Annotated in this window: 22 protein-coding genes; 14 read left to right on the forward strand and 8 right to left on the reverse strand. The window is 28.5% G+C overall.

The window, feature by feature from the left end; translation table 11 throughout:
* Positions 1-83: 83 nt before the first annotated feature.
* The 8 genes from hpf to N2251_RS10995 all read right to left on the reverse strand — a co-directional run bounded on the left by hpf (position 84) and on the right by N2251_RS10995 (position 6,904).
* Complete coding sequence (gene hpf, locus N2251_RS10960) at positions 84-392, reverse strand: ribosome hibernation-promoting factor, HPF/YfiA family (RefSeq protein ID WP_260586755.1); 309 nt, start codon at positions 390-392, stop codon at positions 84-86.
* Between the two features lie 14 nt (positions 393-406).
* The gene (locus N2251_RS10965) at positions 407-1,294 is read right to left on the reverse strand and encodes a tyrosine-type recombinase/integrase (protein WP_260586756.1); all 888 of its coding nucleotides are present in this window, start codon (positions 1,292-1,294) and stop codon (positions 407-409) included.
* 87 nt (positions 1,295-1,381) lie between these two features.
* Positions 1,382-1,579, reverse strand: coding sequence for a 30S ribosomal protein S21 (gene rpsU / locus N2251_RS10970; protein WP_028888499.1), 198 nt, complete (start codon positions 1,577-1,579; stop codon positions 1,382-1,384).
* 224 nt (positions 1,580-1,803) lie between these two features.
* Positions 1,804-2,970 (reverse strand): acyl-CoA dehydrogenase family protein, encoded by a 1,167-nt coding sequence (locus N2251_RS10975; RefSeq protein ID WP_260586757.1) that lies wholly within the window; start codon positions 2,968-2,970, stop codon positions 1,804-1,806.
* Positions 2,971-2,995: 25 nt separating this feature from the next.
* Positions 2,996-3,895, reverse strand: coding sequence for a ComEA family DNA-binding protein (locus N2251_RS10980; RefSeq protein ID WP_260586758.1), 900 nt, complete (start codon positions 3,893-3,895; stop codon positions 2,996-2,998).
* Between the two features lie 11 nt (positions 3,896-3,906).
* On the reverse strand, positions 3,907-5,493 hold the full coding sequence (locus N2251_RS10985) for an alanine/glycine:cation symporter family protein (protein WP_260586759.1): 1,587 nt from the start codon (positions 5,491-5,493) through the stop codon (positions 3,907-3,909).
* Between the two features lie 182 nt (positions 5,494-5,675).
* Positions 5,676-6,680 carry a potassium channel family protein gene (locus tag N2251_RS10990; protein WP_260586760.1) on the reverse strand — a complete coding sequence of 335 codons (1,005 nt, stop codon included), beginning with the start codon at positions 6,678-6,680 and terminating at the stop codon, positions 5,676-5,678.
* Entirely contained in the window at positions 6,677-6,904 is a 228-nt protein-coding gene (locus tag N2251_RS10995) for a PspC domain-containing protein (RefSeq protein ID WP_260586761.1), read from the reverse strand. The genes N2251_RS10990 and N2251_RS10995 overlap by 4 nt, the downstream gene beginning before the upstream one ends.
* Before the next feature lie 110 nt (positions 6,905-7,014).
* Here N2251_RS10995 and uvrA point away from each other — a divergent pair, with 110 nt between their 5' ends.
* The 14 genes from uvrA to N2251_RS11065 all read left to right on the forward strand — a co-directional run bounded on the left by uvrA (position 7,015) and on the right by N2251_RS11065 (position 22,159).
* Positions 7,015-9,840 (forward strand): excinuclease ABC subunit UvrA, encoded by a 2,826-nt coding sequence (uvrA, locus tag N2251_RS11000; RefSeq protein WP_260586762.1) that lies wholly within the window; start codon positions 7,015-7,017, stop codon positions 9,838-9,840.
* 169 nt (positions 9,841-10,009) lie between these two features.
* Entirely contained in the window at positions 10,010-10,690 is a 681-nt protein-coding gene (locus N2251_RS11005) for a DNA-binding response regulator (protein ID WP_260586763.1), read from the forward strand.
* A gap of 99 nt (positions 10,691-10,789) precedes the next feature.
* The gene (locus N2251_RS11010; protein ID WP_260586764.1) at positions 10,790-12,376 is read left to right on the forward strand and encodes a vitamin K epoxide reductase family protein; all 1,587 of its coding nucleotides are present in this window, start codon (positions 10,790-10,792) and stop codon (positions 12,374-12,376) included.
* Positions 12,377-12,800: 424 nt separating this feature from the next.
* Entirely contained in the window at positions 12,801-14,246 is a 1,446-nt protein-coding gene (locus tag N2251_RS11015; RefSeq protein ID WP_260586765.1) for a TlpA family protein disulfide reductase, read from the forward strand.
* A gap of 76 nt (positions 14,247-14,322) precedes the next feature.
* Positions 14,323-14,559, forward strand: coding sequence for a hypothetical protein (locus N2251_RS11020; RefSeq protein WP_260586766.1), 237 nt, complete (start codon positions 14,323-14,325; stop codon positions 14,557-14,559).
* A gap of 77 nt (positions 14,560-14,636) precedes the next feature.
* Positions 14,637-16,085 carry a TlpA family protein disulfide reductase gene (locus N2251_RS11025; protein ID WP_260586767.1) on the forward strand — a complete coding sequence of 483 codons (1,449 nt, stop codon included), beginning with the start codon at positions 14,637-14,639 and terminating at the stop codon, positions 16,083-16,085.
* Positions 16,085-18,271 carry a peptidase domain-containing ABC transporter gene (locus N2251_RS11030; protein WP_260586768.1) on the forward strand — a complete coding sequence of 729 codons (2,187 nt, stop codon included), beginning with the start codon at positions 16,085-16,087 and terminating at the stop codon, positions 18,269-18,271. The genes N2251_RS11025 and N2251_RS11030 overlap by 1 nt, the downstream gene beginning before the upstream one ends.
* 172 nt (positions 18,272-18,443) lie before the next feature.
* Complete coding sequence (locus tag N2251_RS11035; RefSeq protein WP_260586769.1) at positions 18,444-18,653, forward strand: hypothetical protein; 210 nt, start codon at positions 18,444-18,446, stop codon at positions 18,651-18,653.
* Between the two features lie 20 nt (positions 18,654-18,673).
* Complete coding sequence (locus N2251_RS11040) at positions 18,674-18,874, forward strand: hypothetical protein (RefSeq protein WP_260586770.1); 201 nt, start codon at positions 18,674-18,676, stop codon at positions 18,872-18,874.
* Between the two features lie 11 nt (positions 18,875-18,885).
* Complete coding sequence (locus N2251_RS11045) at positions 18,886-19,077, forward strand: hypothetical protein (protein WP_260586771.1); 192 nt, start codon at positions 18,886-18,888, stop codon at positions 19,075-19,077.
* 343 nt (positions 19,078-19,420) lie between these two features.
* Positions 19,421-20,419: a PDZ domain-containing protein gene (locus N2251_RS11050; RefSeq protein WP_260586772.1), complete on the forward strand. Its 999-nt coding sequence runs from the start codon at positions 19,421-19,423 to the stop codon at positions 20,417-20,419.
* An 83-nt stretch (positions 20,420-20,502) separates the two neighbouring features.
* Complete coding sequence (locus N2251_RS11055) at positions 20,503-20,697, forward strand: hypothetical protein (RefSeq protein ID WP_260586773.1); 195 nt, start codon at positions 20,503-20,505, stop codon at positions 20,695-20,697.
* Positions 20,698-20,749: 52 nt separating this feature from the next.
* A complete protein-coding gene (locus N2251_RS11060) occupies positions 20,750-21,889 on the forward strand; it encodes a PDZ domain-containing protein (RefSeq protein WP_260586774.1) in 1,140 nt (379 codons plus the stop codon).
* A 60-nt stretch (positions 21,890-21,949) separates the two neighbouring features.
* Complete coding sequence (locus tag N2251_RS11065) at positions 21,950-22,159, forward strand: hypothetical protein (RefSeq protein ID WP_260586775.1); 210 nt, start codon at positions 21,950-21,952, stop codon at positions 22,157-22,159.

Here is a 22,159-nt window from a genome sequence, read left to right on the forward strand (position 1 = left end):
AACAATCCGCTATTTCTAACGGATTGCAAATGTATAAAGTAATTTCTATATTTTAAAACTTTTTTAGATTAATTTTTATCTTTTTATGATACTAAAGAATCTCGTTGTTTTTCTTTTGATTTTTTTAAACTTCTTTTTAATGAATCTACCGCAGTGTTTACACCCTCTTCAAAGGTTTTAGCTTGTTTTTTCACCATTAATTCACTTCCAGGTATATTAATTTTAATCTCTGTAATTTTATTTTCTTTTTCACTTGTTTTCTGTACTTTTAAAAAAACCTCTACATCAACAATCTTATCATGAAACTTCTCTAAACCTTCTATCTTCTTTTCAATGTAATCTATCAAACTTTTATCTGCTGTAAAGTTTACTGACTGCGTGAATACTTTCATAATTTTTTCAATCTTTATTTTGACTCTCTAGGATGAGCCTTGTTATACACTTTTTTTATCTGCTCTAAGCTATTATGCGTATACACTTGAGTAGCGGCTAAACTTGAATGCCCTAGTAATTCTTTAACCGAATTTAACGACGCACCGTTATTAAGTAAATGCGTAGCAAAAGCATGTCTTAATATATGCGGACTTTTTTTAGCTTTCGTTGACACTCTACTAAAGTACAAATTTATTATTCGGTACACAAGAGTTTCATAAATTTTAACCCCTTTTTTAGTTATCAAAAGCGCTTCTACACTAACTAACTCATATTCTTTTTTTAAGCTTAAATACTGATTTAAAGTATTTAAAACTGACGGAAGCAACATAACGTATCGCTCTTTATTTCTTTTTCCTAAAACCTTCACTACTTGCTTAGCAAAATCGATATCTTTTTCTTTAATATTAATCAACTCTATTCTTCGCATTCCTGTTGAATACAACAACTCAACAATCAACTTGTTTCTTACTGATTCAAAATCAGTATCTTCATTTAATATATCTAATACTTTATCTACCTCGTCTAGCTCAAATGGTGTTTGTATTTTCTTTTGAACTTTTAACGCTTTATGTTTTGCTAATGGATTAATTTGTATTTCACCTATTTTTTGCAAGAAGCCGTAAAAGGTTTTTAAAGAACTCATCTTTCTATTCACACTTCTATTTGACACCTCTTTATTTACAAGTGCAACTATCCAAGTTCTTATTTGATTATAATGAATTGTCGTTAACTCATTTTGCTCAAATTCAGTCACACAAAAATTTTGAAATGCAGTTATATCTGCATTATATGCATTAATGGTGTTTTTTGAATAGTTTTTTTCGTGTTCGAGATATCTTAAGAAAGCTGCTACAAGCATTGGTTTTGTTTTTACTGAAATAAATATACAAAAAAACCTGTATTGATAAATCAATACAGGTTTTATATTACTCTTTATAAACTATTTCTAGCTTACTTCTTCTTTCGTTCTTAATCCTTGAACATAAGAGGCTTTTTTCATTTGAGCACGTTTAACGACAGATGGTTTGTTAAACTGTTTTTTGTCGCGTAATTGTCTTAAGATTTTAACATCTCTGAACTTTCGCTTGTAACGTTTTAACGCTCTATCGATATTCTCTCCTTCTTTAATTGGAATAATTAACATGTGTTAGCACCTCCCTTCATTGTAGTCTCTAAATTTTTATTTTTAGGACTGCAAATGTACTGAGTCTTTTTTAATTAACAATTAATTTTTTACTTATTTTGAATTTCATTATCGCATTAGCGATTGAAACGGCATCCTTTTTTATTTTTTTATAAAAAAGATATAGTGTAAAGCGCGACCTGAAAGGGAATGCCCAAAATATCTTTTATATTGTATTTAAAAAATTAGGTTGCTGGTTTGTATTCTTTTTTATCGATTATCATTTTTGCGATAATTTCTTTCAAAATTTCGGAAGTACCTCCACCAATTGGCCCTAAACGGCTATCTCTTAACAAACGCGCTAACGGATATTCTTCCATATAACCATATCCTCCTAGTAATTGCAATGCATCGTATATAACTTCATCTGCCATTTTGGTAGATAACATTTTACTCATACTTGCCTCTTTTACCACATAAACACCTTCGTTTAGTCTTTTTGTAATCGAATAATTATATTCTCTACACATATCTACTTTAGAAGCCATTTCGGCTACTTTATGACGTAAGGCTTGGAATTTATCTAATGTTTTACCAAAAGCCTCTCTTTCGCTCATATATGTTATCACATAATCTACAGCATATTCTGCTCTTGCATGTGCATTGATAGCCATTATTAAACGCTCTAAAGCAAAATGTTGCATTATATACGGAAAGCCTTTTCCTTCTTCGCCCATTAAATTTTCTGCAGGAATAACTACATTATCAAATGCAATTTCTGCTGTATCTGAAGCTCTCCAACCTAGTTTATCTAATTTGGTTGATGAAATTCCTGGTGTATTTCTATCTACCAAAAGAATACTCATTCCTTTATGTTTATCGTCTGGATTTGTTTTTGCTGCAACTACTAAGTAATCAGAATAGATACCGTTTGTAATAAAAGTTTTAGATCCGTTAATTACATAGGTATCTCCTTTTTTAATTGCAGTAGTACGCATACCTGCAACATCACTTCCTCCGAAAGGTTCAGAAATACACAAACATCCTATCTTATCTCCGTTAATACTTGGAGTTAAATATTCTTTTTTGATTCTATCGTCTCCTTCTTTATTTAAATGTGTCATTGCTAAGTAGGCATGTGCCCACATATTTGCAGCAAAACCACCTGAGTTTATTTTTTGTAATTCTTCTAAAAAAATCACAGTATAAAAAAGATCTAAGCCTAAACCACCATATTCTTCTGGTTGATTTAATCCGAAATAGCCCATCTCACCAAATTTTTTCCAGATGAAACGCTCTACGGTTCCGTCTTTTTCCCATTTATTTATATGAGGAACAACTTCTTTTTGCAAGAAATCTTTAAAGCTCTGACGAAAAAAGTCGTGCTCTTCAGTAAAGTACATACTGTTCATAATTATATATTTTGTTGTTGTTTGTTTATTCTGCCTTCAAATATAGAACTATTCTGTCGTATTTATCAATCGGAAAACTACCTATGTTTTTTATTTCTGATATTTGCTGAATTTCTGCCACCTCATCCCTGTATTCAAAAATACTTTTACACAACTTATAATCTATATATGGGTTAGCAAGTATTTCTTTAAAAGTAGCCGTGTTTATATTTATTTTTTGGATTGATGGTTTTTGATGGATTTTAAACCTTTGTAAGATTCTAATTGCAGTTGGTTTATCAATTGCCCAAACTTCATATATCTGCATGGTAAATGAAAAGCCTTGTAGTTTTTTTCGGTATTTTATAATTCGTGCTGAAATTACTGATCCAACACCACTAACAGTTTCAAAATCCTCCTGTGTAGCTTTATTGATGTCGTTTGTTGAGATTACAGCTTTTTTCAATAACAGCACCTCATCATCAGAATTCACTTTTGACTTTACCGTTTCTTGTAATTTATTTCTTTTTACAACCCAATCTGGAAATTTAAAATAAGGCGAAATCTTATTCAATAAGCTATCTGATACTTTTGTTATTTGCTGGAATTCTTGTGCTGAGTTTACAAATTTACGCTGTGCGCGATAAGCATGTAATCTATCTATTTCTTGAAGAGATAAACCTAACTGCTCTCCTTTAAAATCTGTAATATAATTAGGATTGAAAGGATATATTTTAGGTTTTCTTTTTTCTAATTCAACTTTCTTTAAGCTATCAATTTTATTCTGACAAACAAGTAATTCTTCAGAGTTTGTATCAATTATTGCATCCGAAGAAAAATCAACAAAGAAATAAACAAACTGAAGAATAACTATAATTACCACCAAAAAGAAAATCCCATTTCTTTGGCGTTTGTGATACCAGAAATGGGATTTAAATATTTTCATATTAAGTTTTCTTATGCCTCGCTAGACTTTATTGCTTTCATATATTTTGAAAGTTCTTTTTTAACTTTCGGTGCTAGAAGTACTAGTCCGATCATGTTAGGAACCATCATCGCAAAAATCATTGCATCTGAGAAACCTATTACAGATCCTAAACTAATAGAAGCTCCTACAATTACAAAAAGACAAAATATTGTTTTATACGCATATTCCATTTTTTTAGACCTTCCAAATAAATACGCCCAACCTTGATATCCGTAATAAGACCAAGAAATCATTGTACTAAAAGCAAATAAAACTACTGCTACAGTTAATACATATGGAAACCATGAGATAGCTGATTGGAAAGCTCCTGATGTTAATAAGATTGCTTGTGCATCATCTAATCCTGCGTTAGCAGAAGTAACGTTTCCTGTAATTATTAATACTAATGCTGTCATTGTACAAACCACAACAGTATCAATAAAAGGCTCTAATAAAGCTACTAAACCTTCTGATGCTGCGTATTTAGTTTTCACTGCTGAATGCGCTATTGATGCCGAACCTACTCCTGCTTCATTAGAAAAAGCTGCTCGTCTAAATCCTTGTACTAAAACTCCTACTGCTCCACCTGCAACTCCTTCAGGACTAAATGCCCCATTAAATATTTGTCCAAAAGCTCCACCTATCATATCGTAATTTACAATGATAACAAACAATGATGCTAACACATAAATTACAACCATAAATGGCACAATTTTATCTGTAACCTTTGCTATTTTTTTAATCCCTCCAATAATTACAATACCTACTAGTGTTGCCATTACTAAACCAAAAGCCCATCTATAACCATGTATAAATGACTCTTGACCTCCTGTCATATGTTCAAATAACTGAGCTGCTTGATTTACTTGAAACATGTTACCACCTCCAAATGAACCACCAATTACGAATACAGCAAAAACAATAGCTAAAATTTTCCCTAAACCTTCAAGACCTTTTGATTTTAATCCTTTTGTTAAATAATACATTGGCCCTCCGTACACTGTTCCGTCTTCACCAATATCTCTATATTTTACTCCTAATGTACATTCCACAAATTTAGATGCCATCCCTAAAAAACCCGCTACTATCATCCAAAATGTTGCTCCTGCTCCACCAATTGAAACAGCAATTGCTACACCTGCTATATTTCCTAAACCTACAGTTGCTGATAAAGCTGCTGTTAGTGCCTGAAAGTGAGAAACTTCTCCTTCATGATTTTCTATTGCAATCGTTTCTATATTATCTCCTCCTGGAGTAGAATCACCCGCTGCAACCATTGATTCATGATGATCTAGCTCATCGTATTTACCTCTAACAATATTTATTGAGGTAAAAAAACCTTTAAAATTTATAAATTTAAAATACACTGTAAAATATAAGGCTCCTAAGATTAAAGGGAAAAGAACCCAGAAAATTTTAACTCCTCCTCCAAAATCAATTTGATAGAAAATAAAATTAACAAACCACCCTGTAGCATCGCCAAAGACTTCATCTATTTTTTGGTCTAAACCTTTTTCTTGTGCAAATGTCAACATCGGTGTTATTAATAATAACAACGTAAGAAGTCTTTTCTTCATAATTAAGTATGTTAGTTTTTTTTAAATTTGTAATGCGCAATATCTTAAAAAATTGTACTTTCAACAAGTTTTAAGCGTTAAATGTACTTTTAAGTTAGTTTTTCTTTAAATTTATGTAAATCTTCTTGCAATTATTTTTAATTTAAAAAAATCAATATTCATTATAATAACTATAATGTTTTCTAAAATAATTCTCTTAATTTAATTATTTGTTCTGGACGACCTAAAACAATTAAGTTTGCTCCTGCTGTTAGTTTTACCGTAGCATCCGGATTTATAATATATTCTTTATCCGTAGTTCGATAACCGATAACAGTGCATCCTGTTTTTTTACGAAGATCTAAATCGAAAATTGTACTATTTAAATATTCTTTAGGTAAATTATCTATAGCAATTTCTTCTAAATTAGCAGTCGTATCTCCTTCTATTGTTAATCTATCTACAAATTCAATTACATCTGGTGTAACCACTAAAGATGCCATATGCGCACCACCTAATTTATCTGGCATAATTACATTATCTGCACCTGCTATTTTAAGTTTACTGTAAGAAGTTTCTTTAGATGCTCTGCTTATTATTCTACACTTTTTATTTAGTTGACTTGCGGTTAATACCACAAATAGATTGTCAGCATCCGAAGGTAAAACTGTTATTAAATTCGCTGCATTTAAAATACCTGCTTTCAGTAATGCTTCATCCGTTGTTGCATCTCCTTCAATATTTAAGATTCCTTTTTCATCTAATTGTTTAATAACCTCTTCGTGCTTTTCTACAACAACAAAATCTTTATTATAGCTATTTAGTTTTGATATGGCCTGTTTACCGTTTCTACCAAACCCACAAACAATAGTGTGCCCTTTTAATTTTTCTATTTTTTTTTGCACTTTTTTTATTTTTAGTTGACGAAAGAACTGTCCGCTTATTAAATATTCTGAAAATGAGGATACTGCATAACCGAAAATAAATAAACTCGATAATATTAAACCGATCGTAAATATTTTTTCTCCTGTACCAAACGGATGTACTTCTCCAAAACCGATTGTAGTAATGGTAATAATGGTCATATATAATGCATCAATAAAAGAATAATTGAATAATATTAAATACCCTCCTACCCCTATTGACAAAATTAATACTGAATATAAAATTGCTTTATATAACCTCGATTTAAATACTGTTTTTATCATAAATCAAAAACAGAAGTTCTTTTTGTATAAATCATATCTTTTAATCGCAACAAAAAAGCCAATGTTAAATAAACACCAAACGACAAGCCAACGGTTACAAACGATATGTAAATAAAAAATAATCGCACATTGGTGGCTCGCATCCCTAAACGATCTGCAAACCTTGAAGACACTGCAAAACCATGACGTTCAAAAAAATGACGCACAGAATGAATAAAACTCATAATTAACTCGTTTTAATTGCAAGATACCATTTTACAATCATTTGTTTATAACATCGGCTTTAAAATAAATTTGGTTTCTGTAACTTTGCTTTTTTGGTAAAAAACACACTTTGAAAGAACAAGAGTACATAGAAGTATACGGAGCCAGAGCTCACAATTTAAAAAATATTGATGTAAAAATTCCTCGCGAAAAACTAGTTGTTATTACTGGTTTAAGCGGAAGTGGAAAATCATCCTTAGCTTTTGATACTATTTATGCCGAAGGACAACGTAGATATATTGAAACTTTCTCTGCTTATGCGCGTCAGTTTTTAGGCGGATTAGAAAGACCCGATGTTGATAAAATTGATGGATTATCACCCGTAATTTCTATCGAACAAAAGACTACAAACAAAAGTCCGCGTTCTACCGTAGGTACCATAACCGAAATTTACGACTTTCTTCGTTTACTCTTTTCTCGTGCCTCGGATGCTTATTCGTACAATACAAACGAGAAAATGGTAAGTTATTCTGATGAACAAATCAGGCAATTAATTTTAAAAGATTTTAACGAAAAACGTATTGCAGTTCTTGCGCCTTTAATTAAATCTAGAAAAGGGCATTACCGCGAACTTTTTGAGCAAATTTCTAAACAAGGTTTTGTTCGTGTTCGTGTAGACGGAGAAATAAAAGAAATCGTAAAAGGAATGAAACTTGATCGATATAAAACTCATGATATTGAGGTGGTAATCGATCGTTTAGCTGTTAATAGTAAATCAGAAAAAAGGTTAGAAGAAACTATAAAAACAGCTTTATATACCGGGAATAATATTTTAATGGTGGTTGATGTTGACGATGAAAAACCTCGTTATTTTAGTCGCGAATTAATGTGCCCTACAACCGGAATTGCGTATCCGAATCCTGAGCCAAATACATTTTCATTCAACTCGCCAAGAGGCGCTTGTATTCATTGTAACGGATTAGGTATTACCAATGAAATTAACGAGAAAAAGGTAATTCCAGATCATACTATTTCTATTAAAAAAGGCGGAATTATTCCTTTAGGAGAACAAAAAAATAGTTGGATTTTTAAGCAATTACAAACCATTGCCGACAGGCATAACTTTAAACTTACCGACCCGATAAATAAAATTCCGCAAGATGCGATGCATATTATTTTACACGGTGGTAATGATAAATTTGAAATAAACTCTAAAGATCTTGGTGTAACTAGAAACTACGAAATAGATTTTGAAGGAATTATAGCTTTTATCGATAATCAATATAAAAATGCAGAAAGCACTTCTATAAAACGTTGGGCAAAAGACTTTATGGATGAAGTTAGCTGTTCTGTTTGTGAAGGTAAAAGACTTAAAAAAGAAGCGCTTCATTTTAAAGTTGTTGATAAAAACATTAGTGATTTAGCACAAATGGATGTTACCGAGCTAGCTGCTTGGTTTAAAGATATTGAAAGTAGCCTTTCTGAAAAACAATTAATAATTGCTGCTGAAATATTAAAAGAAATTAGAACTAGAATTCAGTTTTTATTAGATGTTGGGTTAGATTATTTAACTTTAGATAGAACCTCGAAATCTCTTTCTGGTGGAGAAGCACAACGAATTAGATTAGCAACACAAATTGGTTCGCAATTAGTTGGTGTTTTATATATTTTAGATGAGCCAAGTATTGGTTTACATCAGCGCGACAACGAAAAACTAATAAAATCACTTATTAAACTACGAGATGTTGGTAATTCGGTTTTAGTTGTAGAGCATGACAAAGACATGATTGAACAAGCCGATTTTGTTTTCGATATTGGTCCGGGTGCAGGCGTACATGGAGGCGAAATTGTAAGTGAAGGAACTTTTGATGATTTAAAAAAACACAGCTCCTTAACTGCCGATTACTTAACAGGAAGAAAAGAAATTGCTGTTCCCAAGGAAAGAAGAGCAGGAAACGGAAATTTTATTAAACTATCCGGAGCATCAGGGAACAACTTAAAAAATGTATCCGTAAAATTTCCTTTAGGACAAATGATTTGTGTTACCGGAGTTTCCGGAAGCGGAAAATCTACCTTAATAAACGAAACTTTATATCCTATTTTAAATGCCCACATTTATCGTGGCGTTAAAAAACCAATGCCTTATAAAAAGATTGAGGGCTTAGAACATATCGATAAAGTTATTGACATAGACCAATCTCCTATTGGTAGAACTCCACGTTCAAATCCGGCAACATATACAGGTACTTTTGGCGAAATCCGCAGTTTATTTGCTAAAACTCCAGAAGCTGCTATTCGCGGTTATAAACCTGGTCGTTTTAGTTTTAATGTAAAAGGTGGTCGCTGTGAAACTTGCCAAGGAGGCGGAGTTCGGGTTATTGAAATGAATTTTTTACCAGATGTTCAAGTAGAATGTGAAACCTGTCAAGGGAAACGTTTTAACAGAGAAACATTAGAGATTCGTTACAAAGGAAAATCGATTTCTGATATTTTAGAAATGACAATTAATGAAGCTACCAACTTCTTTGAGCATATTCCTAAAATATATCGCAAACTTAAAACCATTAAAGATGTTGGCCTTGGGTATATTACTTTAGGACAACAATCTACCACACTATCTGGTGGAGAAGCACAACGTATAAAATTAGCATCAGAATTATCGAAAAGAGACACCGGAAACACTTTTTATATTTTAGACGAACCTACTACAGGTTTACATTTTGAAGATATTCGTGTTTTAATGGATGTTTTAAATGAATTAGCCAACAAAGGAAATACTGTGTTAATTATTGAACATAACATGGATGTAATTAAACTTGCCGATTATATTATTGACATCGGTATGGAAGGTGGTAAAAATGGTGGAAACGTTCTAACCACAGGATCTCCTGAAAAAGTAGCCAAACATAAAACAAGTTATACCGCTAAGTTTTTGAAGAAAGAATTAAAAAGCTAACAATACCAACATCAAAACATACGATATGTTAAATAAATGTTAACAGAAATAGGGTTAACCCTATTTCTGTTAGGGTTAACCCTATAACTCAATTAGGGGTGTTGGGTATTGACAATACATTTTTTTTCATTTAGATTTACAAATAAAAAATTACTTTTCACCCCTTCTTATGAAAAAAGAAAAAATTACTTTTTTAGTCTTAGATGGCTGTCCGTTAATGTGCGAAGCATATAAAAGCATTATAAATAACACAAACAAGGCAAACACGTATCATCTAAATATAAACCTAATTCATGCTCCCAAAATAGCAAACAACTTTATTAATGAGGTTATTAAAAATAAGACTCCGCTTGATATTGTTATATTAGAACTAAATTTTTCCAAAAAAAATGATGAAAATGAAATTTCTGGAGAAGATATAGCTCTTATAATCAGGAAAACACTTCCCAAAACAAAAATTATTATTTCAACTGCTTCTGATGATAATTTTAGAATACACACAACATTTAAAACCATAAATCCTGAAGGGTTTATATTAAAACGTGACCTTACCTCTAGTGAATTTAAAAGAGCAATTTATCAAACAATCAATAATGAAGTTTTTTATAGTAAATCTATCTTAAAATTATTACGAAAAGAGATTTCATCCAATTTTATAATTGATGCGATAGATAGAAAAATACTATATGAACTATCAATTGGCGCAAAAATGAAAGATATGCCAAATTATATTCCTCTCTCTGTAGCCAGTATTGAAAAAAGAAAACGTCACTTAAAAAAAGCTTTTAATGTTAAAGAAAAAGGAGATAGAGAACTAATTTTAATAGCTAAAGAAAAAGGTATTGTTTAAAAGTAAGGTTTTCCCTTACTTTTTTTACGGTTTTTAACGCGCTTTTTAAATTTTAAAAAAATAGCTTTGAAAAAATAGAATAACCTCAAAAAATAGCTTTTGAAAAACTCATTAATATATTTAGTTCAAATACTTTTAAATAAAAATCAAATTTCATTTGATAAAGAAGAACTTTCTTTTCAAATACAAAGCCATCCATCATACCCTAGTTTACATGCTATAACTGGAGTTTTAGATCATTTTAATATCGAAAATGTAGCTGCTGATGTACCAATAAACACAGAAACACTTTTACAATTACCTGTTTGTTTTTTAGCTCAAATTAATACTGAACAAGGTAAAGATTTGGTTACTGTAGATAAAGAAGGAGTTAACTATACTATATATAACACAAAAAACAAAAAGGAAAAAATTTCTGAAAATGATTTTCTACAAAAATTTACAGGAATTATTGTTGCCGTAGAACAATCTGAAAATAGTACGCAACTAAAAACAAGCGCTAGTATTACTGAAATTATTGTACTAAGCGCTTTAATTTTACTAGCCTCATTTGTAGCATATCAAAATACTACTTCTTTATATGTACCTATATATTTAATTCTATCTATAGTTGGTATCATAATTAGTATTGCTATCATTAAACAAGAATTAGGTTTAAAAACAACCATAGGAAATGCTTTTTGCTCAGGAGCTGACAACAAAAAAGATTGTGATGCCGTTTTAACCTCAAAAGGTGCTAAAGTATTTAAAGGCTATAAATTAAGTGACTTTAGCATTATCTACTTTATTGGATTAACGTTATTAACTTTTATTCAATCTTCAAATCCTAGAATTTCATTTACTATAAGTTTAATAGCTATACCTGTTACGCTATACTCTTTATATTACCAATATGCCGTTTTAAAAAAATGGTGTCTACTTTGCCTAAGTATTGTTGGTGTTTTATGGTTACAAGCTTTAATTACATTAATTACAGCCACCTATATAAATGGTTTTATAGTTACCGACTTTGTAACTTTTGGTATGATAATATTGGCTACCTGGCTACTCTGGGCTTATATAAAGCCATTATATTCAAGTGTTAATCAATTAAAAAAAGAAAAAATTGAAAACGTTAAGTTTAAAAGAAACTTCACCTTGTTTGAAACTTTACTGCAAAAGTCACCAAAATTAAATACTCAAGTAGAAAACAGTAAGGAGATTATTTTTGGTAATCCTAATTCCAATTTAGAAATCGTACTTGTAACTAATCCTTTTTGTGGACATTGTAAACCTGTTCATAAACATATTGATGAAATATTACATAGATATCATCAAAATGTAAAAATAATTACTCGTTTTACGATAAACTCTAAAAATAAAGAAGACAATTTAGTTAAGGTAACAAGTAAATTACTAGAAGTATACGATAAAAAAGGAGAATCGAATTGCTTAAAAGCAATGTCTGAAATATACGAACACGGAAATACCGAAGCTTGGTTAAAAAAGTGGGGACGTTGCAATGATATAAATTATTATACATCTGAATTAGATAAGGGTAGTAATTGGTGTAAAGAAAACGCTATTAATTTTACTCCTGAAATTTTAATAAACGGAAGATCGTTTCCAAAAGAATATAACCGAACTGATCTAATCTTTTTTATTGAAGAACTAGAAGAAAACGCTAAACCATTAGTAATGGTATAAATGTAAATAAAACAACAAAGCTCTGAAAACAGAGCTTTGTATTTGAACAAAATTCTCTCGCGAAGAATAGACACATAAGGTGAGTGTCTTTAAATGTTCGCCGCAAAAGTAACTTTAATAATTTAATTATGAAAAAACAAATTTTAAATTTTAGGAAAAGCTTTAAACAAAGCGGAACAGAAATTAATTAACGGAGGCCTACAGAGCTCAGGTAGTTGCTGTAATACAATAACCTATGACGATGGATACCAATATAGATCTTGTGGAAAAACAAAAGCTCAAGCCAAAGAGTTTTTAGGTGATAGTTTTGACAACCTTGGTGGAGGTGGTGGAGCAACTGTTACTCATTGGTGTTGTGCTAGTTGTTAAATTTTAATTAATTAGGCGATTATAAAATGTAATCGTCTAATTAAAAAATATATTTATGAAAAATTACATTTATTTATTAATATTCCTAATTATTTCTTGCTCTTCCAGAAAAGAAACCTTTTCCAAAAAAATAATAGATAGTATTGTTATTATCATAAACAACAAAGACAATATTGATACAAATATTGGATCAGGTATTAATGTTAAAAACTTTAATAAAATAAATATAAATTCAAAAAAAGAGGTAGATACTCTTGTTTTTAAAACAGAAAAATATCTTAAACTCTATATAAGAAATGATAACTTCTTCAACGTAGTTTTATGTAAAAAAACAGATACTCTATTAATTGACATTCATAAAAAATCAACAAAACTAAGTTTTTTAAATAGGGATAAACGAAAGTATGATACTATCTCTTTAAATAAAATTTTTACCAATAATTTACAAAAACAACTACCTAAACATAATAAGCTTTTCAAAAAATTTATTTCTATCAATAAAAGCACAAATAAAATTGTTCCTAAAATAGATGTAATTAAATCTGATTTATCTGAATTTAAACAGCTAGATGCTTCTATTGAAAAAATATTTGAAACTAAAAAAAAAATACTTACAAAAATATTTAATAATAAATTAATAAGTGATGCTGATTTTCATAATGAAACCTCTCTTTTAAGATATAAATATTTCTCATCCCTAATTAGACATTATAAATTAAGCCTTGACAAATATTATCTTGAAAAAATTTCAAAATTGTATTTTGAAAATAACATAGCTTTTAATGATTCTTTTATATCATATGGTTATTTAAATTCTTTTGTACAAGAAGTTATTCTAATTGAAAACGAATCAAAACTAAATATAGATTATGAAAAAGCTTATAAACTTCTCCCTCTTTTTTTTAAAGACAAAAAACTAAAAGTCTTTAGAGAGTTTTGTTTGAACAAAATTGCAATTTCAAAAAACAATAATACTAGTATCTATTTTAATAATTATAAAAATCAATATAATGACTCTTTATTTATAAAGTATTTTAATGATAAATATGTAATAAACGAGAAAAATAATCTCAGAAAACTTGAAACACTTCTAATAAATTATAATAATAAAAAAACAACATTAAAAGAATTACTTTTAATGTATAAAAATAAAATTATTTATATCGATTTTTGGGCTAGTTGGTGTGTACCATGTAGAAATGAAATGCCCATATCAAAAAAACTACAAAATGAGTTTAATAATGAAGATATAGTTTTTATCTATATTTCTATAGACTTAGATAAGGACAAATGGCGTAATGCATATACTGAAGAAAAAATTAATCTTAAATATAATTTTTTAGCGACAAATTACCCTAATTCAAATTTTTATTTAGAGTCTAATTTAAAAACAATTCCTAGGTATTTATTATACAACAAAGGAAAACTAATAAATAATGATGCCCCTAGACCTAGCTCTAAAAAAATAAAAAAGGTATTATTAAACCTATTAAAAAAATAATTCTCTCGCGAAGAATAGACACATACGGTAAGTATCTTTAGATGTTCGCCGCAAAAGTAACTTTAATGTTTTAATTATGAAAAAACAAATTTTAAATTTAGGAAAAGCTTTAAACAAAGCGGAACAGAAAGAAATTAATGGGGGTGGAACATGCAGTGCTCACATTCCTTGTGGTCATGAAAGTTGTGGAGGTGGAGAAAACAACTATCTCTTCAATGTATCACAAGCTGAAGCAATAGCTTTTGGTGGGAGATGGTGTTGTGAAAGTTGCTCTACAGCTTCATGGCTACAACCTGAATATATGTGGCAATAATATCTATTCTTAATAAATAGCTATAGTTTTGAGTAACTTAATTTCTCACAAAACTATAGCTATTAAATTCTTTCTATATGAAAAAGCACATTTTTGGTTTCTTAATATTGTTTATAATATTATGTTGTGAAAAATCATCTAAAAAAATTATTGACTCCCCTCTTCTTAAGAAGCAAATTACTTTAATATTTAAACAAAGAAATTATAAAAAAGATACATTATATTTTAAAGGTGGAGCCTACTCTCCTTCATTATTCCCAATAACATATACTGATGGATTTCCTTATCAGAAAAAAAAAATAAATCCGAAGAACATAAAAGATAGCGATACAATAATAATTAATTCGAATGATGAAATTATACTAAATCATAGATATCATTATTATTATAACTCTTCTTATCTTTTTAAACCAGGAGATACTATTATTTTTAACTATAAAGATGACGCTCCTTATTGTAACATAATAAATAGACCGAATGTTAGTAATCATGATTTAAACTTTGAGGTTAATTATAATTTAACTAATAAAATTTATCAATCAAGAATAGCCTTCTATTACAATAATAAGAAAAGGTTTAGAACAAAAAAAGAAAAAGAAAAATACTCAAATACGATAAAGAAAAATTTAGAGCAAAAAGAATTACTATTAAAATCATTTTTTAGTGATAAAAAAATTTCCAATGAAAATTTTATTTTTCAAAAAAATAAAATAAAGTTCAAAAAATTACCTTTAGACGATATTTTATCTTTAGATACAATTGATTTAAAAAACGATTCACTTTTAATTTATGCCGATTTTACACATTATTTAAAATTTTTTTCTGGAAAAAAATTTAAACCTAATAAAATTAAAACTAATAATGGTTCTATATTAGATTATAAAACAATGTTCGATTCTATATCTAGTAGCTCTATTTTTTCAAAAAATATTAAAAACTACTTATTATACTTTTATTTAAAGAAAATTGCTGATAATTCTTCAGTAAATGATTTTAATTCTTATTATAAGAAGTTTGAAAATAAAGTAAACAATCCTACATTAATAAACGAATTAAAAAAAACATATGTAATCGATTTACTTCCTCTTAAAAAGGCAACTAAAAAGGTTTACTTTATTAATTCGAATAAAGAAAAAATAACGTTAAGCTATCTTATAAATAAAAATAAAGGAAAATTAATCTATATAGATTTTTGGGCAAGTTGGTGTATTCCTTGTAGAAAAGTTATGCCAGATTCAAAAAAACTTTTTAAGTATTATAAAGATAAGGATATTGTTTTCATTTATGTATCTATTGATAAAGATTTTAAAAAATGGGAAAATGCATCTAAAGAGGAACAATTATATTTAAATTATAATAGTTTTTTTGCACTTAACTATCCAAATGCTAATTTTTATAAAGAATTATCTTTAAAATCTATTCCTAGATACTTACTTTATGATAAGAATGGAAAATTAATTCATAAAAAAGCACCAAGTCCTGTTGGAGATGAAATAAAACAGCTAATAGAAAAGTATATTAATTGATGTCAAAATTCCCAAATTACCAACAAACTGAAGCCAAAGATTGTGGGCCTACTTGTATTAAAATCATAGCAAAACATTATGGAAAAACTATTAACACACAACAATTACGTAACTTAAGCGAAACTACTCGTGAAGGAAGTAGCTTACTTGGCTTAAGTGATGCTGTTGAATCTATGGGTTTTAAATCTTTAGGTATAAAACTATCATTCAACAAACTTAAAGAAGCACCTCTACCCTGCATACTTCATTGGAATAAAAATCACTATGTAGTTCTTTACAAGGTAAAAAAAGACACTATTTATATTTCTGACCCTGCCCATGAGTTAATTACTTTTACTAAAAAAGAATTTATTCAATCTTGGATTGGTAACAATGCCGATGAAAATACAGAAGAAGGCATTGCGCTATTGGTTGAGCCTACTCCTAAGTTTTATCAAGAAGAATTTGAAGAAGATGAAAAATTTGGATTCTCATTTATATTCAAATACCTTTTTAAATATAAAAAATTTATCACCCAACTTATCATTGGGTTATTAGCTGGTAGTTTATTACAATTAATCCTACCTTTTTTAACACAAAGTATTGTTGATGTTGGTATAAAAAACCAAGATTTAAACTTTGTTTACTTAATATTATTCGCGCAACTATTTCTCTTTATAGGTAAAGCATCCTTAGAAATCATTAGAAGTTGGATTCTATTACATTTAAGTACCCGAATAAACATTTCGTTAATCTCTGATTTTTTTATCAAATTAATGAAACTACCCATCTCCTATTTTGATGTTCGTATGACTGGAGATTTATTACAAAGAATTAATGATCACAAACGTATTGAACGAATTTTAACAACCTCTTCTTTAACTGTTTTATTTTCCTTTTTTAACCTGATTATTTTCAGTTTAGTTTTAGGATATTATAGTTTACAAATATTCGGAGTATTTGTATTAGGAAGTGTTTTATACTTTGGTTGGGTCTTGTTTTTCTTCAAAAAAAGAAAAGAATTAGATTACAAACGATTCTCTCAGGTAAGTCAAGAACAAAGTAAAGTTATTGAACTTATTAACGGAATGCAAGAAATTAAGCTCCACAATGCAGAAAGAAGAATGCGTTGGAATTGGGAGTATGTTCAAGCTCGTTTATTTAAAGTTGCTACTAAAAGTTTGGCTTTAGAACAAACACAAAGTGTAGGCTCTAATTTTATTAATGAGCTAAAAAATATGTTTATAACCATTTTATCAGCTAAACTTGTTATTAATGGAGACATTACCTTAGGAATGATGATGGCTATAAGCTATATCGTTGGTCAATTAAACGGACCAATAACGCAATTAATAAATTTTATGCGTGATGTACAAGACGCTCAAATATCTATTGATAGATTAGGGGAAATTCACAATATGGAAGATGAAGAAAAACCTGAAGATGAAAAAGTAACTCATATTCCTGAAAAAAAATCTATAAAACTTAATAATATCTCTTTTAGATATACAGGAGGTTTGGAGCCTGTATTAAAAGATTTATCCTTAGAGATTCCTGCCAATAAAACCACCGCTATAGTTGGGGTTAGCGGAAGCGGAAAAACAACCTTAATGAAATTATTGCTTGGTTTTTACCAAGTAGATACTGGAGATATAACTATTGGAAATTTTAATTTAAAAAATATTTCTCAAAAAGAATGGAGAAGAAACTGTGGCGTAGTCATGCAAGAGGGCTATATCTTTAATGACTCCATTGCAAAAAATATTGCTGTTGGGGAAGATTATGTTGATAAAGATAAGCTAGCGCATGCAATAAACGTTGCTAACATAAATGACTATATAGAAGGATTGCCATTAGGGTATAACACAAAAATAGGTAGCGAAGGAAACGGATTAAGTACAGGACAAAAACAACGATTATTAATTGCTAGATCTGTATATAAAAATCCAAAGTTTTTATTTTTTGATGAAGCCACTAGTGCATTAGATGCTAATAACGAGAAAGTAATTATGGGAAAATTAAATGAATTTTTCTCTAATAAAACAGCAGTTGTAATTGCTCACAGATTAAGTACCGTAAAAAATGCTCATCAAATAGTAGTGTTAGACAAAGGTAAAATTATCGAAAAAGGAACTCATCAAGAATTAATAGCTTTAAAAGGAAATTACCATCACTTAGTTAAAAATCAGCTAGACTTGGGTAAATAAAATATAAAAACTGTCATTACTAGAAGAGAAACAACGAAGTAACCTTATTAATTAGAGCAAAATTGTTTCGTTTTACTCACAATGGCAAAAAAAATCTCTCGCGAGGAATAGACACAAACCTTGAGTGTCTTTAAATTTTCAAGGATTTAATCAATTTATAAATTATTTTAAAATGAAAAAATCAATTTTAAACTTAGGTAAAGCTTTAAATAAAGCTGAACAAAAAAACATCTTAGGAGGTAACAACCCTGTATTACCTATTTGTAAATGCAATACTGTAGGAACAATTATAAATCAACCATGTGACGGTATTGGAACTGGGTGTGGTATTATAGACATTGAAGTTCCTGATATTTGTGATGCATTTCCTACTTTTTGCTAATTAAAAACTTATAGATTATTATGAAAAAACAAATTTTAAACTTAGGTAAAGCTTTAAATAAAGCTGAACAAAAACAAGTTAATGGTGGATACATTCCAAATCTTTATCAGTTTTGCTGTACAAGAACACAAGGGTTCTGGATAGATTCTTATCCTTTTTTAGGTAATGATCCCTACTATACTTGTGACAGAGATGTATGTTCAAATAACACCCCTTGGTAAACTAATTAATTATGAAAAAATCAATTTTAAACTTAGGTAAAGCTTTAAATAAAGCTGAACAAAAAAACATCTTAGGAAATGGTCCAACTCCAACTCTTCAAGCATGTCAATGTTTTATTACCCCAGGAATACCTGACTCTTTACCGTGTGATTGGGAAGGTGCCCGTCATCTTAATTGTGAACCTGTGATTAGGATAGTATAAAAAAGGAAAAAATTATACCATCATGAATTAAGTGAAAGTTCGAATTAAGAAAATAAAAATTTATGCTACAAAAATGATTCTTTTAGGAAGTTATCAGGATTATTTTAACTAAGTCAATAACTTTTATCATCATTGTGGCAAACATGGATACACACTTAATTAATACTAAATAAGAGAGAGTTACCCCTCTCTCTTTATTTAATTTTTTAAAATGAAAAAAATTATTCTTCTCTTTTTTTATATCACTAGTTGTTTTTCACAAAAAGCGCTTCACGAAATTCCTTTTAACCTCGTTAATAATAAAATATATTTAAATGTTGTAGTTAAGAACAGGGCCTTAAAAATGATACTTGACACAGGTGAATACGGAACTGTGTTTAATATAAAAAATCCCGTTTTAAAAAAAATAAATCAAAGAGCTATTTATAAAAACCCTTTACAACTTAACATTAATAACTTAATAAAAAAAGTAAACCTTATAAGGTTTAATAACCTAAATAAATATTTAGATAAATATTGTGATGGTATATTAGGTATCGATTTTTTTAAAGATTATATACTAGAAATTAATTATCACAAACAAGTGATTAAACTGTACGATAGTCAAGACGAAAACATTAAAAAAAATTATTTAAAATTAGAAACTAAACAAAACGATAAAAACATAGAGCTTTACAAAAGATTTACAACAAAATTAGAGATATCAACAGTTAATGGTAAACAAATATTTGGTGATTTTATTATTGATACTGGTAGCAGCAGAGGTATTACTACAATTAACTCTTTTCAAAAACTAAAAAACACTGAACCAATTTTCAGTATTAAAACAGCAAATGCTAGTCCTCATGGATTTAACTCACCTCAATACTTTAAGATAAAATCATTAACTTTTAATAAAAAAAAATATCCTTTTTTAATTATTGACAACAATGAGGATGTAAGAATAGAAAACAAAAATACACCTATTTTTAAAGGAATTATTGGCGGGAAATTTTTGAAAAATTTTAACATAATAATTGATTTTAAAAAATCTCAGGTATTTATCAAAGAACTTGATTTTAAAAAAAATCAAAATTTCATTACAGATGGTATTAAACTAAAAGACTATAGAAAAAAAGGTGAAAAAATAACCATTGCAAGTATAATTGAAGAAACTGGTGAAAATCTACAATTAAACGACAGAATACTAAAAATAAACAATGTTAAAATAAATAAAATTGACATAAATAAATATCGTTTAAATAAAAATAAAATAGGATCAGTTAATTATTACACAGTAAAAAGGGGCAAACGTATTTTACAATTTAAAAAAACTGTAAAAAATTTTAACACCTCCTTATAAAAAAATTATCTCGCGAAAAATAGACACAAACCTTGAATGTCTTTAAATGATCAAGGATTTAATCAAAATTAAATTATTTTAAAATGGAAAAATCAATTTTAAACTTAGGTAAAGTTCTAAATAAAGCTGAACAAGAAGAAATTAACGGAGGAATAACGAGAAAAGAATTTTGTGCTACAAAAAAAATGATTCTTTTAGGAGATTATCAAGGTGATTTGAGTTATGGTTTTCATAGTTATGCTACTCATTGTGGAAATCACGGATATCCTCTTTGGTAAAATAAAAAAAATGAGGAGTTATAATACTATAACTCCTTTTAATTTAATAAAAATGAAAACAACCTATCCTTTCTTATTATTTTTTTTTCACTTAGTCTGTTTTGGACAAAGTAAAGATCCAATATACCAGATTCCTTTTCATTTATATGATAATCAAATACTAATAAAATCTAAAATAAATAACGAAACTGTTAACTTATTATTTGACACAGGCTGTATGGGTGTGATTTTAGACAAGAACTTTATTCTAAATAATAAAATTAATTCTCTAAAAACATATAAAAATCCTTTAAATTTCAAATTACATTCTTTTTATAAAAAAATAAAACTTATAAGTTCTAGTGACATACGTAAACAACTAGGAGACAAATATCAAGGCATAGCTGGTGTTGATTTTTTTAGTAATTATTTAGTAGAAATAGATTATTTGAAGCAAAAAATAAATTTGTATAATTTAAATAGTAAAATTGACAGATCTTATCAAAAAATAAATACAACTCACAACGTAAAAAACATCCAGATATTTAAACGATTCACAACTCCAATTACATTAAAAATAGATAGTATTACAAAAATAACTGGCAACTTTTTAATTGATACTGGTAGTAGTCGTAATATAACAACTATAAAATTACTTAATAAATATAAACCACTATTAGTTTCATCAAAAAATGAAAAAGAGATATTAAATGCAAGCCCGCATGGATTTAATAATCCTATTTATTATAGAGTCCCTAAATTAATATTTAATAATAAAAGCTATGATAATTTAATTATTGATGACAATAATGATGTTAATCATAATATAACAAGTTTAAAAGGAATATTAGGCGGAGGTTTTTTAAAACACTTTAAAATATTAATAAATTATAAAAATTCTGAAATTTATATAAAAGACAATTTTTCTAAAATAGGCTTTACAAAAAACATAATTTCAGATGGTGTTAAAATAAAAGAATATAGGCACCCTAAAAGAAAGTTAATTATTGGTAGTGTATTAAAAAATAAGAATGGGTTAAAAATTGGTGATAATGTGTTAAAAATAAACAATATTGATTACCAAAAAATTCAACTAGAAAAATACTATTTAGGTAAAAAAAACAACGATACAATAAATTACACTGTTAAGAGAAACGGTAAAATTTTAAAAATAAAAACAGTTGTAAAAAAAATGTTCTCTCGCGAAGAATAGACATAAACCTTGAGTGTCTTTAAATGATCAGGGATTTAATCAAATTTAAATTATTTTAAAATGAAAAAATCAATTTTAAACTTAGGAAAAGCTTTAAACAAAACACAACAAAAACAAATTAATGGTGGTTTCGATTGCAGTCAATTCCCTTTTGGAATCTGTTTTGGCCCTGTACCAGGATGCTTACCTTGTAATCAAATGCAAAACTACCCTGGAGCAAGTAGGTGTGCTTTGATGCATACTAGTTGTGACTCTGGTGAATTTAACTAA

The organism is Tenacibaculum haliotis (assembly GCF_025215075.1).
Taxonomy (GTDB): Bacteria; Bacteroidota; Bacteroidia; order Flavobacteriales; family Flavobacteriaceae; genus Polaribacter; species Polaribacter haliotis_B.

Excerpts from the sequence above, each read along its gene's own strand:
- hpf (WP_260586755.1), bottom strand. The coding sequence starts at position 392 with ATGAAAGTATTCACGCAGTCAGTAAACTTTACAGCAGATAAAAGTTTG.
- N2251_RS10965 (WP_260586756.1), bottom strand. The coding sequence starts at position 1,294 with ATGCTTGTAGCAGCTTTCTTAAGATATCTCGAACACGAAAAAAACTAT.
- rpsU (WP_028888499.1), bottom strand. The coding sequence starts at position 1,579 with ATGTTAATTATTCCAATTAAAGAAGGAGAGAATATCGATAGAGCGTTA.
- N2251_RS10975 (WP_260586757.1), bottom strand. The coding sequence starts at position 2,970 with ATGAACAGTATGTACTTTACTGAAGAGCACGACTTTTTTCGTCAGAGC.
- N2251_RS10980 (WP_260586758.1), bottom strand. The coding sequence starts at position 3,895 with ATGAAAATATTTAAATCCCATTTCTGGTATCACAAACGCCAAAGAAAT.
- N2251_RS10985 (WP_260586759.1), bottom strand. The coding sequence starts at position 5,493 with ATGAAGAAAAGACTTCTTACGTTGTTATTATTAATAACACCGATGTTG.
- N2251_RS10990 (WP_260586760.1), bottom strand. The coding sequence starts at position 6,680 with ATGATAAAAACAGTATTTAAATCGAGGTTATATAAAGCAATTTTATAT.
- N2251_RS10995 (WP_260586761.1), bottom strand. The coding sequence starts at position 6,904 with ATGAGTTTTATTCATTCTGTGCGTCATTTTTTTGAACGTCATGGTTTT.
- N2251_RS11005 (WP_260586763.1), top strand. The coding sequence starts at position 10,010 with ATGAAAAAAGAAAAAATTACTTTTTTAGTCTTAGATGGCTGTCCGTTA.
- N2251_RS11015 (WP_260586765.1), top strand. The coding sequence starts at position 12,801 with ATGAAAAATTACATTTATTTATTAATATTCCTAATTATTTCTTGCTCT.
- N2251_RS11020 (WP_260586766.1), top strand. The coding sequence starts at position 14,323 with ATGAAAAAACAAATTTTAAATTTAGGAAAAGCTTTAAACAAAGCGGAA.
- N2251_RS11025 (WP_260586767.1), top strand. The coding sequence starts at position 14,637 with ATGAAAAAGCACATTTTTGGTTTCTTAATATTGTTTATAATATTATGT.
- N2251_RS11030 (WP_260586768.1), top strand. The coding sequence starts at position 16,085 with ATGTCAAAATTCCCAAATTACCAACAAACTGAAGCCAAAGATTGTGGG.
- N2251_RS11035 (WP_260586769.1), top strand. The coding sequence starts at position 18,444 with ATGAAAAAATCAATTTTAAACTTAGGTAAAGCTTTAAATAAAGCTGAA.
- N2251_RS11040 (WP_260586770.1), top strand. The coding sequence starts at position 18,674 with ATGAAAAAACAAATTTTAAACTTAGGTAAAGCTTTAAATAAAGCTGAA.
- N2251_RS11045 (WP_260586771.1), top strand. The coding sequence starts at position 18,886 with ATGAAAAAATCAATTTTAAACTTAGGTAAAGCTTTAAATAAAGCTGAA.
- N2251_RS11050 (WP_260586772.1), top strand. The coding sequence starts at position 19,421 with ATGATACTTGACACAGGTGAATACGGAACTGTGTTTAATATAAAAAAT.
- N2251_RS11055 (WP_260586773.1), top strand. The coding sequence starts at position 20,503 with ATGGAAAAATCAATTTTAAACTTAGGTAAAGTTCTAAATAAAGCTGAA.
- N2251_RS11060 (WP_260586774.1), top strand. The coding sequence starts at position 20,750 with ATGAAAACAACCTATCCTTTCTTATTATTTTTTTTTCACTTAGTCTGT.
- N2251_RS11065 (WP_260586775.1), top strand. The coding sequence starts at position 21,950 with ATGAAAAAATCAATTTTAAACTTAGGAAAAGCTTTAAACAAAACACAA.